The sequence below is a fragment of the Promicromonospora vindobonensis genome (genome assembly GCF_042685865.1).
Taxonomy (GTDB): Bacteria; Actinomycetota; Actinomycetes; order Actinomycetales; family Cellulomonadaceae; genus Promicromonospora; species Promicromonospora vindobonensis.
This window is the reverse complement of sequence record NZ_JBHUOG010000002.1, coordinates 2,402,179-2,418,119: the sequence shown is the minus strand read 5'-3', so window position 1 is coordinate 2,418,119 and position 15,941 is coordinate 2,402,179. Positions and strand designations below refer to the sequence as shown.

The window sequence follows — 15,941 nt, the reverse complement described above, 5'->3', positions numbered from 1 at the left end:
GACGCGCCTTCGAGCAGACCGCTCCTGAGCCGATGTGGTTGCGGGGGCAATGCGGTCAGCGGTGCCCGGCTGCCCACCACTCCAGGTGGCCCGCCGCCTCGGCGGCGGGCTCGATGGTCTCCCACGCCTCCGCGATCAGCCCGTCCTCGAACCGCATGATGTCGACGACCGTGATCTCCGGCCCGGAGGGAAGCCGCCGCCGCGAGTGCAGCATGACGTGGTCGCCGTCGGCCAACATGTGCTTGATCTCGACCTGCATGCCCGCGATGTTCTCCAGCGACGCCCGAATCGAGACGAGCCATTCCGCCTTGGTCGATGAGGTCGAGTCCGGCCGGTGGTGGACGAATCCGTCGCTCAGCACCTGCTCGACCGAGGCTACGTCCCCCGTGTCGACGAGTCCCCCGAACGCGGCCGCGACGATGCTCCTGTTGTCTGTGCTCGTGCTTTTTGTGGTCATGACGGCAGTGTTTCCGTGACTGCGGTGATTGTCGATGAACTGGGAGTTCATGGCGCTCGGTCGCACGTTGAGCGACACTCGCTGCCATGGGAACCGTGGGGGAGCTGTTGCGGCAGTGGCGGCACCGTCGTCGGCTCAGCCAGCTCGATCTCGCGATTGCCGCCGACGTCTCGGCCCGCCATGTCAGCCTGGTCGAGACGGGCAGGTCCAGGCCGAGCGCCGACATGGTCCTCCGGCTCGCGGACCAGCTCGACGTACCGCTGCGGGACCGGAACCGGCTGCTGCTCGCTGCCGGCTTCGCGCCCCGGTACACCGAGCGCCCGCTCGACGGCGACGCGCTCTCGGCCGCCCGGGACGCAGTCGGAAGGGTGCTCCGCGCGCACGAGCCGTATCCTGCGCTGGTCTTCGACCGCCGGTGGAACATCCTGATCACCAACCGCGCCGTCGACCGGTTCTTCGCCGGCGTCGCGCCCGACCTGCTGCGGCCGCCGGTCAACCTGGTGCGGTTGGGGCTTGACCCGCGAGGGCTTGCACCGCTGGTCGTCAATCTCGCCGACGTGCGAGCGGTGTTCCGCTCCCGGGTCAGGCGCCAGCTCGCCGCCTTCCCCGACGCCGAGCTGACGGCGCTCTACGAAGAGCTGCTGGCGCCGGGCGCCGAAGACGAGGCGGGTGGATCGATCGAGCCGGAGTCCGACGTTGTCATCCCGATGATCATTCGCATCGACGGGCGCGAGCTGCGGCTCTTCTCGACGATCACCACGTTCGGCACCCCGATGGACATCACGCTGGACGAGGTAGCTATCGAGTCGTACTACCCGGCGGATGCGGAGAGCGCCGCCTACTTCGCGTAGCTCGCCTGGCCTGTGCGAGGACGATCGCAGCCCCGAAGGCGGCCTTGGCCGGGATGAAGGGCCGACCGTCCGCGGACCGCCGGAGCTCTACGCCCTCGTCGCGTAGGTAGTCGCCGGCCGCGGCCAGATCGACGACCTCGACGGTGTAGGCCGACCTGCGGCGCGGCGGCGGCGTAGCGTCGGCACTAGCTCACGCCGTGGCTCTCCCGGACCGCGTTCCCCGCTTCGCACCCGTACCTGCGCCGGCCGTCGCCGCCGCGTGCGCAGCGCCCAGCCCCTGGGCTCGGGCGGTGATCGCGCCGCCCTGGACGCGTACGGCTGCCTGGGTGTCGTCGTCGACGCCGGCAAGTCCGATGGCCGACGCCGCTACCGCATCGTCGTCGATCACCAGCCGAACGTGCTGCCAGGCCTCGGGGCCGAACACGCGGCGCAGGGCACCGGCGAGGTCGCTGACCCTGAGCCGCACGAGATTCCCGGTCTCGGCAGGATCGCTCGTGACGACAACCAGCGTGGCCCGTTCGCCGGGTCGGATCGAACGAACGGTCTCCTCGGCGGCACCCAGCCGGTGGGCGCCCAGCACCGTGACCAGGCCGTCGGCGCCGAGATCGACCGGGCCGCCCATGATCTGGTCCACCAGCCCCGTGGGCGGGGTCCACTCGTCCTGAACCGGCTCGGCGGGCTCGACGTGGGGCAGGTACGACGGCGCCCACGTGTCGGCCAGATCGATCCCGGCCAGATGCTCGCATGCGCGCGCCCGGTCGAACGGGTCGCCGAACCCCGGCGCCAGCTCGGCCAGCAGACCCGAGCCACCCAGCATCGTCAGCACCAGCTCGGCCAGCCGCACCCGGCGCGCCGGCTGACCATCCGGCCTGCGCCCGCGGTCAGGCTCGCAGGACTCCAGCCCGATGGCGAGCAGCAGCGCCTCCAGCCGGGCGAGCTGTGCCAGCACGGTCCGGCCCCGGTCGTCGACGACGCCCACGAGCGAGCGCAGCTGCAGGCGGCCGCCGGAGGCCGTGTCGTCGGCCAGCGGCAGGCGCTCCAGCCACGTCCGGGCGAACGCGCCCAGCGCCTCGGCGAGAGATCCCGGCGCCTCCGGCGCCCCCTGTGTCCCGGCGCTCCGGACCATCTCGACGAGCACCGCCAGGTACAGCGCGCGCTTGCCCGGAAAGTTCGAGTAGACCGCACCGCGCGTCAGCTCGGCTCGGTCGGCGATCCGGTCGATCTTCGCCAGGGCATAACCCTGCTCTACGAACTCCTCGCGCGCCGCGGCGAGCACCGCCGCGCGAGTGCGCTCCTGCTGCTGGACCCGAGTCAGCCGGACCATCGCGGCTCCCTTCCTCGACCTCGTGTCGTTAAGATACTGTGGAAATTCAGATGATCACATCATCTGAATCCGAGACGAAGGGTGCTGTCGATGTCAGAGCATGGGTTCGAGGCCGAAGGGTTGACCAAGAGATTCGGCAAGGTCGCCGCGCTCGACGGCGTCGGCCTGGCCGTCCCGCGCGGCCAGGTGCTGAGCCTGTTGGGGCCCAACGGGGCGGGCAAGACCACAGTGATCCGGATCCTGGCGACCCTGCTGCGCCCTGACAGCGGATCGGCGTCGGTGGCAGGGTTCGACGTCGTGCGGCAGCCGGGACAGGTTCGACGGCGGATCGCGCTGTCGGGCCAGCACACCAGTGTCGACGAGGAGCTGACCGGCTCGGCGAACCTCGTCATGATCGGCCGGCTGCTCGACCTGCCCCGGACGCAGGCGGCCCGGCGCGCCGGGGATCTGCTGGCCCGCTTCGGGCTGGAGGACGCGGCGAAGAGGCCGGTGGCCGGCTACTCCGGCGGCATGCGGCGACGCCTCGACCTGGCGGCGAGCCTCGTCGGGCGGCCCGAGGTGGTTTTTCTCGACGAGCCCTCGGTCGGGCTGGACCCGGGCAAGCGGGACGAGCTGTGGCAGATGATCCGGGGGCTGAGCGCCGACGGCGTCACGGTCCTCCTGACCACCCAGTACCTCGAGGAGGCCGACGCCCTCGCCGATGCCATCGCCGTCATCGACCACGGCCGGGTCATCGCATCCGGCACCCCCGCCGAGCTCAAGAGCCAGGTCGGTGGGCAGACCATCACCGTGCGGCCGAACGACCCGACCGACACAGACGCGGCCGCCGCCGTCCTGGCAGGCGTCGCGGGCCAGGCGCCGGAGCGTTCCACCCGGCACGAGCTCGTCGTGCCGGTGACCGGTGACGAGGCCTTCTTCGAGATCGCCGCACGGCTGCGCGAGCAGCGCATCGGCGTCTCGGAGCTGTCCTTGCGCCTGCCCAGCCTCGACGAGGTGTTCCTCGCCCTGACCGGAGCACCGACCACCGCCACCGAGAACGCCGCCGAATCAACGAAGGCCGCCTGATGACCACCACTGCCCCCGCCGCTGCGCCCACCACCGAACAGCCGCCCACCCGACCGCTCCCGTGGCTCCGCCACAGCCTCGTGCTCGCCGGCCGCAGCCTCGCCAAGACGACCCGCAACCCCGGCCCCATCATCAACGGGGTGGTTACTCCGGCCCTGTTCATGGTGCTGTTCGTGTACCTGTTCGGCGGGTCGGTCGCCGGTTCCACGACCGCCTACCTCCAGTACCTCTTCCCCGGCATCCTCGTCATGGGTGCTGGGCTCGCCGGGATGGTCTCGACCGGCAGTGCCATCAACCTCGACCTCAAGAACGGTGTGACCGACCGGTTCCGGAGCCTGCCGATCAGCCGCCTCGCGCCACTGCTCGGCTCCGTGCTCGCCGACATCGTCCGCTACCTGCTCGCCGTCGCCATCCTCTTCGCCATCGGCGCGCTGCTCGGCTTCCGCGTGCACGGCGGGCTCACCGGCGCCCTCGCCGCGGCCGGCCTTGCCATCCTGTTCGGTTTCTGCCTGAGCTGGGTCACCGTGCTCGTCGGTGTCCTGGTCAGGAGCGCCGAGACCGTCCTGGCGATCAGCTTCATCAGCTTCCTGCCGTTGCAGCTCGGCACCAGCCTCGCCGCTCCCGTCGAGACCCTGCCCGGCTGGCTGCGGTCCTGGGCGGAGATCAACCCTGTCACCCATGTCATGGACGCCTGCCGGGCTCTGCTCAACGGCACTCCTGTCGGCGACACCATCGCCACGACGCTCATCTGGTGCGCGGCGCTCTTCGTGGTGTTCTGCCCACTCGCCGTGCGTGCGTACGGTCGTCAGCAGTGACGGTCGCGAACGTCAGCCCAGGGGCCAGGCAGCCACTGCAGCCTCGATCACGGCGCGGGTATCTGGCTGGATCCCCGGCACGAGCTCGAACGGTGCCTCGCCCGACTTGGGTGCGCGGCGCCACGTCCCGACCACGCGCCCGTCCAGCAGGACTGCCGGGCGGAAGATCCCGTTGACGAACGGGACGACGGTGCGCATCGCCTCGGAGTCCGCGACCAGCTCGCGGTCCTGGTAGCCCAGGACGATCTCGTCGAACCCCGGCACGAGCACCACGCCGGACGGTTCGGCGAGATCGGTGCAGGGGCCGGGCGCCGAGTCGGCGCCCAGGTCGCTCGCTCCCTGCCCGACGAGCATGACCTTCCCGTCGACGAGCACCTCGACGACAGCCTCCGGCTGTTCCGCACGCAGCTCGGCGACGGCGGTGCGCACCGGCACCTTGGGCAGGCCGAGCCACCACGCGAGATCCTCGGGGGTTGCGGGTCCGCGGCTGGCGAAGTAGGAGCGCGCGATGCGGCGCAGCGCCACGCCCGGTTCCTCGGCCGGGACGTCGCCGAGCCTGGCGTCCGGTGACTCGACCATCAGCTGCTGCGCCCCCGCGAACGGACCCCAGTGCAGCACTCCCTTGACCCCGAGGGTGGCGATCAGGTGATAGCCACGCTGTCCCTCGATGGGCACCCCGGCCCGCTGCCACAGGTCGATCATCGCGGTGCGCGAGACGCCGCCGTCGGCGGGTGACGCGTCGAGCGCCTCCCGCGCGACCTCCTCGGCACGGGCTACTACGTCGTCGTCCAGGCCCTCGGTCTCGCGGGTCTTCCGGCCAGTCCGGAGCATCCGCTCGCCCGTCAGCGAGAGGAGCGCAGCGAGGTCGCCAGGCGTGGTCGCGAAGAGGGTGCCGCGCTGGGTCCACCCGCGCACGAGCTCGCCGGCGTCGAACGCGGCACGGACGTCGTCCAGTGTGGTGCCCTGACGGGACCGGACGGCGATCGCCCGCAGCACGGCCGGCAGGTCCTGTCCCTGGAGCGAGACCATCCGGCGGACGACGTCGGCGGGGGACAGGTCCGGGGTGCCCGCGCCGCCGTCGGGCAAGGTGAGGCCCTGCGTGCGCAGGCGAAGCCGGCGCGCGGCTGCGGGGGAGAGCTCGATCGTTCCGGAGGGCATGCGGGAAGGCTACGTGGCGTCTCTGACACTGGTCGGGCGGCGGCCGTTGAGCCACGGAACCACCTCAGCCGTAACAAGGGTTTTACAACGTTTGACCTTGACCCGGGTGAGACATGCCACCACTGTAAGACTGTCAGACAGCCAAGCAGAGGGGGATCTCGATGTCCGCCATTCGACGCAAGTCCACCGTCAGCGCCCTGGCGCTCGCCGGCGTGCTGACCTTGTCCGCGTGCTCGGCGATGGTGCCGACGAACGAGGACGGCGTCACCGGTGGTGGCGACCCGGCCGCCGCGGCGCCCTCAGCGGGCGGCCACGTCGTCGACGAGAAGTTGGCAGAGTCCGTCCCTGTGGAGGTCCGGGACGCGGGCGTGATCCGCATGGCGATCACGCCGTCGTACCCGCCCTTCGAGAGCACGCAGGCCGACGGCACGATCGTGGGCCTCGACCCCGACCTCGCCCATGCCATCGGCGGTGTGCTCGGCCTCGAGATCGAGTTCGTGCCGACGTCGTTCGACGCGATCATCCCCGCGCTCCAGGCGGGCGACGTCGACATGGCGATGTCCTCCATCGGGGACACCGTCGAGCGCGAGGCAGTGGTCGACTTCGCCACCTACTACTGGAACGGGACGCTCGTCCTCGTCGACGAGGGCAACCCGCTCGGCCTCACGCCGGAGCTGGCCTGCGACGCGCGGGTCGGGGTCGTTCGGGGCAGCCTGCAGCAGAACACGTTCCTCCCGGCACACACCGAACGCTGCGAGGACGCCGGCGAGGCGCCACCGACATCGAGCGCGTACCAGGACGTCGCCCAGGCGATCCTCGCGCTGCAGAGCAACCGGATCGACGGCGTCATGGCCGACGCCCCGCCGGTGCTCGACGCGGAGACGAAGAACGACGGGTTCGAGGCCGCCGGGCCGCTGCTGCGCAACCCGAACCCGGGCGGCGTCGCCTTCCCGAAGGACAGCGCGCTCGCCGAGCCCGTCCGCGGCGCCGTCGACGTCCTGATCCAGGACGGCACCTACGGCGAGGTCCTCGAGCGCTGGGGCCTGAGCGACATCGCCGTCGAGCAGTCCGAGCTCAACGGGGCGGTCGAATGACGAGCGCCACCCTCGCGACGTCGAGCGACGACGTCGAGACGCTCGAGGTCGTCAAGCTGCGCCATCCCTGGCGCTGGGTCAGCTACGTGGTCGTCGGGGTGCTCGTCGCGATGCTGGTCAGCTCCCTGGTGACCAACCAGAACTATGGATGGCCGGTCGTCGCGGCGTACTTCTTCTCGTCGCGGATCCTGAACGGGCTCCTGGCGACGCTCTGGCTCACGGTCCTGGCCATGGGCGTGGGGATCGTCCTCGGCGTCGTGCTGGCGGTCATGCGGCTCTCCCGCAACCCGATGCTCTGGTCCGTCTCCATGGCCTACACCTGGTTCTTCCGGGGCACCCCGGTGTTCGTCCAGCTGCTCTTCTGGGGGTACATCTCTGCCCTGTACCCGCGGCTCTCCGTCGGCATCCCGTTCGGGCCGGAGCTCGTCGCGTTCGACACCAACCTCCTCATCACGCCCGTGGCCGCCGCCATCCTCGGCCTCGGCCTGAACGAGGGCGCGTACATGGGCGAGATCGTCCGGGCCGGCGTCGAAGCCGTCGACAAGGGACAGATCGAGGCGTCGCAGGCGCTGGGGATGAAGCGCGCACGGATCCTGCGGCGGATCGTCCTGCCGCAGGCGATGCGGGTGATCGTGCCGCCGATGGCCAACAACACCATCTCGATGCTGAAGTCCACGTCGCTCGTGAGCGTCCTCGCGTTCCCCGAGCTCCTGTACTCGGCGCAGCTCATCTACTCGGAGAACTTCCTGACGGTGCCACTGCTGATCACCGCCTCGATCTGGTACCTGCTGGTCACCTCTGTCCTCACCGTGGGACAGCACTACGTCGAGCGGTACTACGGACGGGGGACGGCCTCATGACCACCGTCGACGCGAGCGCGGCCGAGTCCGGCTACATGGTGCGCGCCAAGAACGTCCACAAGTCGTTCGGCAGCCTGGAGGTGCTCAAGGGCATCACGCTCGACGTGCGCTCCGGCGAGGTGATGACGCTGCTCGGCCCCTCGGGCTCGGGCAAGTCGACCTTCCTCCGGCTCATCAACCACCTCGAGACCCTCAGCGCGGGCCAGCTCTCCGTCGACGGAGAGCTTGTGGGCTACCGGCGCGCGCAGAACAAGCTGTACGAGCTGCGGGAGCACGAGATCGCCGCCATGCGGGCCCGGATCGGCATGGTCTTCCAGCGCTTCAACCTGTTCCCGCACATGACCGTGCTGCAGAACATCATGGAGGCGCCGATCGGCGTCCTGCGGCAGCCACGGGACCAGGTCCGGGAGCGGGCCGAGACACTGCTCGACCGGGTAGGCCTGGTCGACAAGCGCGACGCCTACCCCTCGACGCTCTCCGGGGGCCAGCAGCAGCGGGTCGCCATCGCACGGGCGCTCGCGATGGAGCCGCGGCTCATGCTCTTCGACGAGCCCACCTCGGCGCTCGATCCGGAGCTCGTCGGCGAGGTCCTCGAGGTCATGAAGGACCTCGCCCGGTCGGGCATGACGATGGTCGTCGTCACCCACGAGATCGGCTTCGCCCGCGAGGTCGCCGACTCCGTCGTCTTCATGGACGACGGCGTGGTGGTCGAGGCGGGGACGCCGCAGGAGGTGCTGGTCAACCCCCAGCACCCGCGCACGCAGAACTTCATCAGCAGGGTCTTGTGACGAGAGGTAGGCGCATGCAGACAGTGGTCATCGGTGCCGGCGTCGTCGGGGTGAGCATCGCCGCCCGGCTCGCGGAGCGCGGGGCGTCCGTCACGGTCGTGGACCAGGGCGCGCCAGGGGGCGGGACAACTAGCACCTCCTACGCCTGGGTCAATGCCAACGGCAAGGAACCGCAGCCTTATTACGACCTCAACCTGGCGGGCCTCGAGGCCCACCGCGCGATGTCCGCCGGCAACCTGGCGACCGGCCGGGGGTCGTGGCTCGGCACGGGTGGGCACGTCGAGATCGCCGTCGACGACACCCACAGGGACCACCTCGCCGGCCGGCTCGCCCGACTGACCGAGCTCGGCTACGGGGCGGAGGTGGTCACGCACGAACGCGCGGCCGCCCTGCTGCCCGACGTGCGCGTGCCCGACGCCGCCCAGCTGATCGTGCACTTCACGCGAGAGGCCTACGCGTACCCGACGCTCTATCTCGCCCACATGCTCGGCCGGGCACGCGCAGCGGGGGTCAGGGTGCTGACCGGCGCCACGGTGACCGGCCTACGGCCGTCGGCCTCGGGGGGCGGTGAGGTGCTGCTCGACGACGGGACGCTGCTCGCCGGGAGCACGATCGTCTCCGCCGTCGGACGCTGGACCGGTGAGCTGGCGGCGCTCGCGGGCGCCGACGTGCCGATGCAGACGTTCGCGTCGCCAGGGGATCCCACCGTCGGGTACCTCGCGGAGACCGGACCGGTACCCGTCCGCCTGGACCGGCTCGTCACCAGCCCGTGGCTCAACGTCCGGCCGGCCGGCGGCGGACGCCTGCTGCTGCAGGCGCTCGACCTCGACACCACCGCCGACCCGACCGACGTGCCCGGACCGGCGTCGCCGCTCGCGGAGGAGTTCCTGCGCAGGCTGCGCGACGTCCTCCCAGGGGCAGAGGGCGCCCGGATCGAGCGACTGGTGGTCGGACAGCGGGCGCTGCCCGGTGACGGGCGGACGATCGTCGGCCGGACCGCGCGGGTGCCGTGGCTGTACGTCGTCGCGACGCACAGCGGCGTCACCCTCGCGCCCTACCTGGGCGACGGCGTCGCCTCGGAGATCTACGGTGAGCAGGTTCCGGCCTTTGCCGAGTTCCGGCCGGAACGGTTCCACGTCGACGCAGCGTACGAGCCGGTCGTCGCGCCGCGGAGGCCCGGAGAGCAGTAGCCGTATGCGATCCTTTGGAGGTGGGGGACGCCATGAAGCTGCGCCGGGAGACCGTCGCCGAACAGAGCCTGCAGATCCTGCGCAGCCAGATGCTCGACGGCACGCTCCGGCCTGGTGACCTCGTCACCGAGGAGGCCATGGCCCGCGACATCGGCATCTCCCGCCCCACCATGCGGGAGGTGCTCAGCACCCTCGTCGGCGAAGGTCTGCTGACCCGCAGCCCGAAGACCCGCATCCTGCACGTCACGCGGATCAGCGCGCAGGCGATCCGCGAGATCTACATCGCCCGGCGCCTGCTCGAGGTCGGGGGCGTGGAGGCGGCGGCCCGGGTCGGTGATGCCGCGCTCGCGCCGCTCGTCAGCGCCACCGAACAGCTCGTGACCGCCGTCGACGCCGACGACCGGCCGGGCGTGGCACGGGCCGACATCGCCTGCCATGTGGCGACGGTGGCGATCACCGGCTCGGCGGATCTGACCGAGTTCTACGAACGGCTGCTCACCAAGCTGCAGCTTGCCATCGCGCAGGTGGTCGCGTCCTCGCACTACGACACGGTCGAGCTGCGGAACCACCACCAGGTGTTCCTCGCGCTCGTGCTCGACCGAAAGGTGGACGAGGCGCGCGAGCATCTCCTGGATCGGCTCGACCGGGCGGAGCAGCAGCAGCTCGGGACCCTGGAGGACGCCTGATGCGCGGCGGGAGTCAGACGACCTCGAAGTCGCCCATCATGCCCATGTCCTCGTGCTCGACGTTGTGGCAGTGGTACATGTACCGGCCGCGGTAGCCGTCGAACCGGGCGATGACCTCGACCGCCTCGCCCGGCCGCAGGTCGACCGTGTCCTTGAGGCCCGCGTCGTACGGTCCGGGTTCGTGCCCGCCGCGGGACAGCACGCGGAAGTTCACCAGGTGCAGGTGGATCGGATGGTGCAGGTCCGCCACGAAGCGCCAGATCTCGACGTCATCCAGCCGGGGGCGTGCTGGAGGACGATCTCGGCGTGCCGCTGTTCGACAGGGCAGGCCGTGGGCTGCGGCTGAACAGGTTCGGCGCGGGGTTTCTCCGCCGCGTCGACCACATCCTCCGCGAGGTGGACGACGCGCGCCGCGAACTCACCGACGCCGCAGGCCTTGAGCACGGCAACATCGCCGTCGCAGCGGAGACCCTGCTGACGCTCACCGGGCTGATGAGCGAGTTCCGTGGCGCGCACCCCGGCGCCGACTTCCGGCTCTACCAGTCCTCCGCCGCGACCATGGCGAGCCAGCTGCGGGCCGGCGACGTCGACCTCTGCCTCGCCTCTCAGCCACTGACCGGTCTTGAGCTGACCACGCGGGAGCTGGCCCGCGAGCGGGTCATGCTCGCGGTGCCGGCGGGGCACCGGCTCGCGAGACGGGAGTGCGTGCGCATGGACGACCTGGCGGGCGAACCGTTCGTCACGACCCGGCCCGGCTACTGGCCCCGGGCGATGGCGGACCGGTTGTTCGCCGAGGCGGGGATACCACCGCGCTACGTCTGCGAGAGCGACGAGCCCGGCGCCACGGGATACCTGATCAGTGCGGGCCTCGGCGTCGGGCTGGTCCCCGCGATGGCCCGTGCTGCCGACCCGCACAGCCCAGGCGAGATGCTGCGTCTGGACGTGCCCGACTGTCACCGCAGCCTGGCGCTGGTCCGGCGCGCGGACACCTACTTCTCCGTCGCGGCCCAGCGGCTGGCCGACTTCGCGAGCGACTACTTTCGGAAGCTGGCCACGGCTCCTCGACACCCTTGAGGATGCCGAGGGGTCGTGGCCAGCTGGGTGACGGCAACCGTGTTACGGCAATGGTGTGAAGCGCACGCTGCGGAGATAGTCGTACGAGACGTTGGCTGTCCGTACGGGATGCGGCTGCTCGTCGCGCTCGATGATGTAGCTGTGCGCGCCCGGGTGCCGCAGGTGGGAGAGGATCCCCGGGAAGTCGACGGTGCCGTCGCCGAGATCGGTCTCGATGCCTTCGGTAGGCGTCCCGTCCTTCAGGTGGAGAAGCGGGAACCGCCTCTCGTAGGCATCAAGGTACGGTCCCGGGTCCACGCCGGCCCGGAGGATCCAGTAGAGGTCCATCTCGAACCAGACCAGCTGCTGGTCCGTGCGGTCGAGCCAGATGTCGAACAAGATCTCCCCCGTCACCGGGTCCGTGTGGAACTCGTTGTCGTGCAGGTGTGCGTACCAGCGCAGCCCGTAGCTCTGCGCCACCTCGCCCCACTGGTTCATCTCGTCGGCCATCCGGCGGTAGCCGTCCGCCGTCTGCGCGCCGTCCATGTAGGACACCCCGACGTACTGCTGGCCGAGTGTCACCGCCCGCTCGAGGGTCACCTCGGCCTGATCGCCGCGGAAGTCGCTCGGGTTGTGGTGGCTGCCGATGACGCGGAGCCCGTTGTCATCCGCGATCGCCCGGAACTGGGTGGGGGTTCGGTTGCCGTAGTCGTACGCCGGCTCGATCTCGCTGTAGCCCGCCTGGGCGAGCATCGCGAGGGTTCCTTCGGGGTCCTCCGCCAGCATCGCGCGCACCGTATACAGGCCGAACCCGATCTTGCCGGGCGGCACGGGGCGTGCGCCCTGGCTGGTCGGGACGGCGGCCGGTATGGCGGCTGACGCGACGGTGGCACCGGACGTCACGGCGAGCGCGGCTGCTCCGGCGGCCTGGAGCAGGTGACGGCGACTCAACTTCTGAAGATCTTTGGTCATCTTTGACACCTCAATCGATGGAAGTCGGAAACATGACCATATGCACGGGTGTGGGGAAGGGCAAGGGTTCTAGGGCACGTCGACTCGCGCAGCTCCGCTGTTGTGCGGGTCGTTCTCTGTTTGGCATGGTCAAGGCCTGCTTCACCTAGGCTAAACTCGGCACCACTTGCCTCCGTAGCTCAGTTGGATAGAGCGGGTCCCTTCTAATGACTAGGTCGCGGGTTCGAATCCTGCCGGGGGCACCAAACTGCCGCTTGGGAGTGTGCGTAGCTCACTCCGGCGGGTCGACCGACACCTGTGTTTCTGCCCACCAAACCGCGCGGCACGGTTGGCAGAACGATCTTGACCTATCAGGATGAAGCCGTGACTCCAGGAACACGCTCCGCAGTGCTCGGCCGTCGGGGTGGTGTGGACCCGAACGTTGCGGAGCAGCTCGGCTTCACGGTGCACGACGTCGTACGAGATCTGCGTCGCGACGTCGCCGCCGCGACCTTGCCCCTTCCCATCGACAGTGCCGAAGAGGCCGAAGCCTCCCGGATGCGTCTCTTGGCGCAGCTCGACGAGCACCTGCTGCCGCGCCTCGCCGAGCTGTCCAGCCCCGCCGTCGTCGTGCTGGCGGGCTCCACCGGAGCCGGCAAGTCCACGCTGTTCAACAGTCTGCTGCGCGAGGAAGTCTCCGAGGCAGGGGTGCTGCGCCCCACCACCCGCGAGCCAGTGGTGGGCGTCCATCCGCGCGACGTCGACACGCTCACGTCCGGCCCGGTCACCGAGCTGGCCCGGCTCGTCAAGCATGAGGGCGTACCGCGCGGCACCGCGCTGATGGACGCGCCCGACCTCGACTCGTTCCTGCTCGAGAACCGCTCCACGGCGCACCAGCTGCTCGAGGCGGCAGACCTCTGGCTGTTCGTCACCACCGCGGCCCGCTACGGCGACGCCCTGCCCTGGCAGGCGCTGGACCGCGCGAAGGAGCGCGGCGCGAGCGTCGCGATGGTGCTCAACCGGGTGCCGAAGGAGAACCTGGCGACGGTCCGCGCGGACCTCAACTCGCGCATGAAAGAGCGGGGCATGAAGGACGTCCCGCTGTTCATCGTGCCCGACGTCGGGCCGCACGAGGGCCTGCTGGAGCCCAAGCTGGTGGAACCCATCCAGCGCTGGCTCGGCCTGATGGCCGGACCGGAGCGGTCGCGCACGATCATCCTGCGCACGCTCAAGGGCGCGCTCGGCGCGCTCCCCGATTGGGTGATGGGCCTGGTCGCCGCGGTGGAGGAGCAGGGAACCACCGCGTTCGACCTGCGCAACGCCATCGACTCGGTCGTCCCGGACGAGCAGCTGGCGGCACGCACCGCCGTGCTGTCCGGCGCGGCGGGCGAGGGCACGGTGGCCGCACGGTTCGCCGAGCTGGCCAGCACCAAGCACATCTCCAGGGTCACGGTCCGCGACGGCATCGCGCGGACGACCAAGCGCGCGGGCAAGAACCGGGAGGCTGCGCTCGCCGGGCTGCGCGAGGAGGTCGAGGCCACCGCTGCCCGTGCCCTCGTCGCGTCAGGGGTCCGCACGGAGGAGAGCCTGCGGGCCGTCCTCGCAGGGCCCGGCGCACCGCCCGCAGGAGAGACGATCCTGCCGGACAGCACCGACCGTGCCGCGGAGCGCCTCGCCTGGGGGCAGGCGCAAGCCACCGAGTGGTCCCGGTTGGCCGACGACCTCGTCGCGCGCATGGACGGGTCAGCCACCGAGGGCACCGAACCCGATGCGCCGGCGCGGGCGGTGGGGGCCCGCAAGGCGTTCGGCGACGCCGGCCTCGCGACCCTCCTGCTGGCCACCGCGCTCGGGAACGACGACTCCGCACGGCTCGTCGACCGGGTGCTCGGCGAGGCTGCGAGCGAAGCCATCGAGGAGCTACAGGGCGAAATTGCCGACAAGGTAGCGCTAGCGGTTGCGGAAGAGGCCCGTTCTGTCCAGAGTGCCCTTGACGTCCCCGCCTTAGCCGACGACGCGGCCGCTCCGCTCCGCGTGCGGCTGGCCGAGCTCAGGAGGCTGACATGACGAGCCATGACGCGACACTGAGCGCACGCACCGAGGACCTCGGCCGGGCGCTCCAGATCGCCGGATCACGCCTCGACGACGCAGTCTTCGGCAAGGTCGCCAGCTCCGTCGCCGGTGTGCGCGAACGGCTCGCCCTCGGGGTCGACCACACCGTCGTGGCGCTCGCAGGCGGCACCGGTTCGGGGAAGTCGAGCACGTTCAACAAGATCTCCCGCCTCACGTTCGCCGACGTCGGCGTCAAGCGACCCACCACGGCCAAGGTCACGGCCTGCTCGTGGAGCGACGACGCCGGGACGCTGCTCGACTGGCTCGGCGTGGAGCGCGAGCGCCGGATCACGCGAGCCAGCGAGCTCGACGCGGCCGACGAGGCGAGCCTCTCTGGACTGGTGCTGCTGGACCTGCCCGACCACGACTCCGTCGCCCCGGGGCACCGGGAGGTCGTGGACAAGGTGCTGCCGCTCGTCGACCTCCTCGTGTGGGTGGTGGACCCGCAGAAGTATGCCGACGACGCCCTGCACACGGGCTACCTGCGCGATTCGTCGGGCATGCAGGCGTCCACGGTCGTGGTGCTCAACCAGATCGACACCGTCCCGGTGGGTCAGCGCGACAACCTGGTCAACGACGTCAAGCGGCTGCTGCGCGACGACGGGCTGGACAACGTCCCGGTGGTCGCTGCGTCGACCAAGACGGACATCGGCATCGCGGACCTGCGCGGGCTTCTCGAGCAGACGGTGGCGCGCCGGTCGGTCTCGGCGGGCCGGGCCGCTGGCGAGCTCGACGCCGCGGCGACCCTCCTGCTGAGCCAGACGCCGGCCGAGGTGCCGTGGCACATCGACACGGTGCTCGAGCGCGAGGTGGACGCGCTGGCGCGGGCAGCCGGGCTGGAGTCGGTCGCCGCGCAGGTCGGCGCCGCAGTACGCAACGGGTACGGGTCACCGGAGTTCCGCAGCCCCGACCCAGACTCGATAGCCCTGTCCAGGTCACGGTGGCTCACCGGCTCGGGTGAGTCGCTCAAGCACGGCTGGCAGCGGTCGCTGGCGGCGAGCGTGGCGAGCACCCAGGAGGTCGCGACGGCGGTGGGGACCGCGCTGCAGGGCGTCACCCTCGACACCAGGGGCCCGACGACGCAACGCCTCACCCGCCGGCTCGCGCTCGGGGCGGTGCTGGTCGCCGTGCTGCTCGGCATCGCGACGGTGCTGGCGTCGATGGGGGTGCTGCCGGCAGGGGAGACCTGGACGACGGTGCTCGGGGTGCTCGCCGTCGTGGCGGCGGTGACCGCGCTCGTGGTGTTCCTCGTGGCGATGCAGATGCGACGCGCCCTTGCCTCGCGGCGGGCGCAGGGCATCATCGCGTCGGGCCGGGCCGCGCTCGAGAGAGTGCTGCAGCAGACCCTCGGCGCGCCCACCCAGCGGCTGCTCGACGAGCACCGTGCGGTGCGTGAGCTCGCACAGAGTGCGCGCGACGACGGACCCGCCGCACCGCTCCGCCTGGAGGAGAACGCGACCACAGGCGGCTCGATCAGGGCTACGTCCACAGGTTCCGTCCGGCTCACGGACCTGGGCACCGTTCGCGCCTGATGCTGGGT

General features: G+C 70.7%; 16 protein-coding genes and 1 tRNA gene. 12 read left to right on the top strand and 5 right to left on the bottom strand.

Annotated features, from left to right (window positions below; all coding sequences use genetic code 11):
* Window positions 1-55 precede the first annotated feature (55 nt).
* Window positions 56-457 (bottom strand): nuclear transport factor 2 family protein, encoded by a 402-nt coding sequence (locus ACFS27_RS24055; RefSeq protein ID WP_377188625.1) that lies wholly within the window; start codon window positions 455-457, stop codon window positions 56-58.
* A gap of 86 nt (window positions 458-543) precedes the next feature.
* Between ACFS27_RS24055 and ACFS27_RS24050 the strand changes: the two genes are divergently transcribed.
* Entirely contained in the window at window positions 544-1,308 is a 765-nt protein-coding gene (locus ACFS27_RS24050) for a helix-turn-helix domain-containing protein (protein ID WP_377188622.1), read from the top strand.
* A 190-nt stretch (window positions 1,309-1,498) separates the two neighbouring features.
* Here the strand turns inward: ACFS27_RS24050 and ACFS27_RS24045 are convergent, their stop codons facing one another.
* Entirely contained in the window at window positions 1,499-2,632 is a 1,134-nt protein-coding gene (locus ACFS27_RS24045) for a TetR/AcrR family transcriptional regulator (protein ID WP_377188619.1), read from the bottom strand.
* A gap of 90 nt (window positions 2,633-2,722) precedes the next feature.
* Between ACFS27_RS24045 and ACFS27_RS24040 the strand changes: the two genes are divergently transcribed.
* On the top strand, window positions 2,723-3,697 hold the full coding sequence (locus ACFS27_RS24040) for an ATP-binding cassette domain-containing protein (protein WP_377188616.1): 975 nt from the start codon (window positions 2,723-2,725) through the stop codon (window positions 3,695-3,697).
* A complete protein-coding gene (locus tag ACFS27_RS24035; RefSeq protein ID WP_377188613.1) occupies window positions 3,697-4,512 on the top strand; it encodes an ABC transporter permease in 816 nt (271 codons plus the stop codon). The genes ACFS27_RS24040 and ACFS27_RS24035 overlap by 1 nt, the downstream gene beginning before the upstream one ends.
* Before the next feature lie 12 nt (window positions 4,513-4,524).
* Here ACFS27_RS24035 and ACFS27_RS24030 read toward each other — a convergent pair whose 3' ends face one another.
* Window positions 4,525-5,670, bottom strand: a complete 1,146-nt coding sequence (locus ACFS27_RS24030; protein ID WP_377188610.1) for a winged helix DNA-binding domain-containing protein — start codon at window positions 5,668-5,670, stop codon at window positions 4,525-4,527.
* Between the two features lie 161 nt (window positions 5,671-5,831).
* On the opposite strand from ACFS27_RS24030, the gene ACFS27_RS24025 reads away from it, so the two are divergent.
* The 5 genes from ACFS27_RS24025 to ACFS27_RS24005 are packed head-to-tail and all read left to right on the top strand — an operon-like array spanning window position 5,832 to window position 10,288.
* On the top strand, window positions 5,832-6,764 hold the full coding sequence (locus ACFS27_RS24025; protein ID WP_377188607.1) for an ABC transporter substrate-binding protein: 933 nt from the start codon (window positions 5,832-5,834) through the stop codon (window positions 6,762-6,764).
* Entirely contained in the window at window positions 6,761-7,624 is an 864-nt protein-coding gene (locus tag ACFS27_RS24020; RefSeq protein ID WP_377188604.1) for an amino acid ABC transporter permease, read from the top strand. The genes ACFS27_RS24025 and ACFS27_RS24020 overlap by 4 nt, the downstream gene beginning before the upstream one ends.
* Window positions 7,621-8,412, top strand: coding sequence for an amino acid ABC transporter ATP-binding protein (locus tag ACFS27_RS24015; RefSeq protein ID WP_377188601.1), 792 nt, complete (start codon window positions 7,621-7,623; stop codon window positions 8,410-8,412). The genes ACFS27_RS24020 and ACFS27_RS24015 overlap by 4 nt, the downstream gene beginning before the upstream one ends.
* 14 nt (window positions 8,413-8,426) lie before the next feature.
* Entirely contained in the window at window positions 8,427-9,602 is a 1,176-nt protein-coding gene (locus ACFS27_RS24010) for an NAD(P)/FAD-dependent oxidoreductase (RefSeq protein ID WP_377188598.1), read from the top strand.
* Between the two features lie 20 nt (window positions 9,603-9,622).
* A complete protein-coding gene (locus tag ACFS27_RS24005; RefSeq protein WP_377188595.1) occupies window positions 9,623-10,288 on the top strand; it encodes a GntR family transcriptional regulator in 666 nt (221 codons plus the stop codon).
* 13 nt (window positions 10,289-10,301) lie between these two features.
* On the opposite strand, the gene ACFS27_RS24000 is transcribed toward ACFS27_RS24005, so the two are convergent.
* Complete coding sequence (locus tag ACFS27_RS24000; RefSeq protein WP_377188592.1) at window positions 10,302-10,538, bottom strand: multicopper oxidase domain-containing protein; 237 nt, start codon at window positions 10,536-10,538, stop codon at window positions 10,302-10,304.
* 35 nt (window positions 10,539-10,573) lie between these two features.
* Here ACFS27_RS24000 and ACFS27_RS23995 point away from each other — a divergent pair, with 35 nt between their 5' ends.
* Window positions 10,574-11,362: a LysR substrate-binding domain-containing protein gene (locus ACFS27_RS23995; protein ID WP_377188589.1), complete on the top strand. Its 789-nt coding sequence runs from the start codon at window positions 10,574-10,576 to the stop codon at window positions 11,360-11,362.
* Between the two features lie 42 nt (window positions 11,363-11,404).
* Here ACFS27_RS23995 and ACFS27_RS23990 read toward each other — a convergent pair whose 3' ends face one another.
* Window positions 11,405-12,313: a sugar phosphate isomerase/epimerase family protein gene (locus ACFS27_RS23990; protein WP_377188586.1), complete on the bottom strand. Its 909-nt coding sequence runs from the start codon at window positions 12,311-12,313 to the stop codon at window positions 11,405-11,407.
* 168 nt (window positions 12,314-12,481) lie between these two features.
* Here ACFS27_RS23990 and ACFS27_RS23985 point away from each other — a divergent pair.
* The 3 genes from ACFS27_RS23985 to ACFS27_RS23975 all read left to right on the top strand — a co-directional run bounded on the left by ACFS27_RS23985 (window position 12,482) and on the right by ACFS27_RS23975 (window position 15,933).
* A tRNA-Arg gene (locus ACFS27_RS23985) sits at window positions 12,482-12,558 on the top strand.
* A 118-nt stretch (window positions 12,559-12,676) separates the two neighbouring features.
* Window positions 12,677-14,356: a GTPase gene (locus ACFS27_RS23980; protein ID WP_377188583.1), complete on the top strand. Its 1,680-nt coding sequence runs from the start codon at window positions 12,677-12,679 to the stop codon at window positions 14,354-14,356.
* Window positions 14,353-15,933, top strand: coding sequence for a GTP-binding protein (locus ACFS27_RS23975; protein ID WP_377188580.1), 1,581 nt, complete (start codon window positions 14,353-14,355; stop codon window positions 15,931-15,933). The genes ACFS27_RS23980 and ACFS27_RS23975 overlap by 4 nt, the downstream gene beginning before the upstream one ends.
* The last annotated feature ends 8 nt before the right edge of the window (window positions 15,934-15,941 follow it).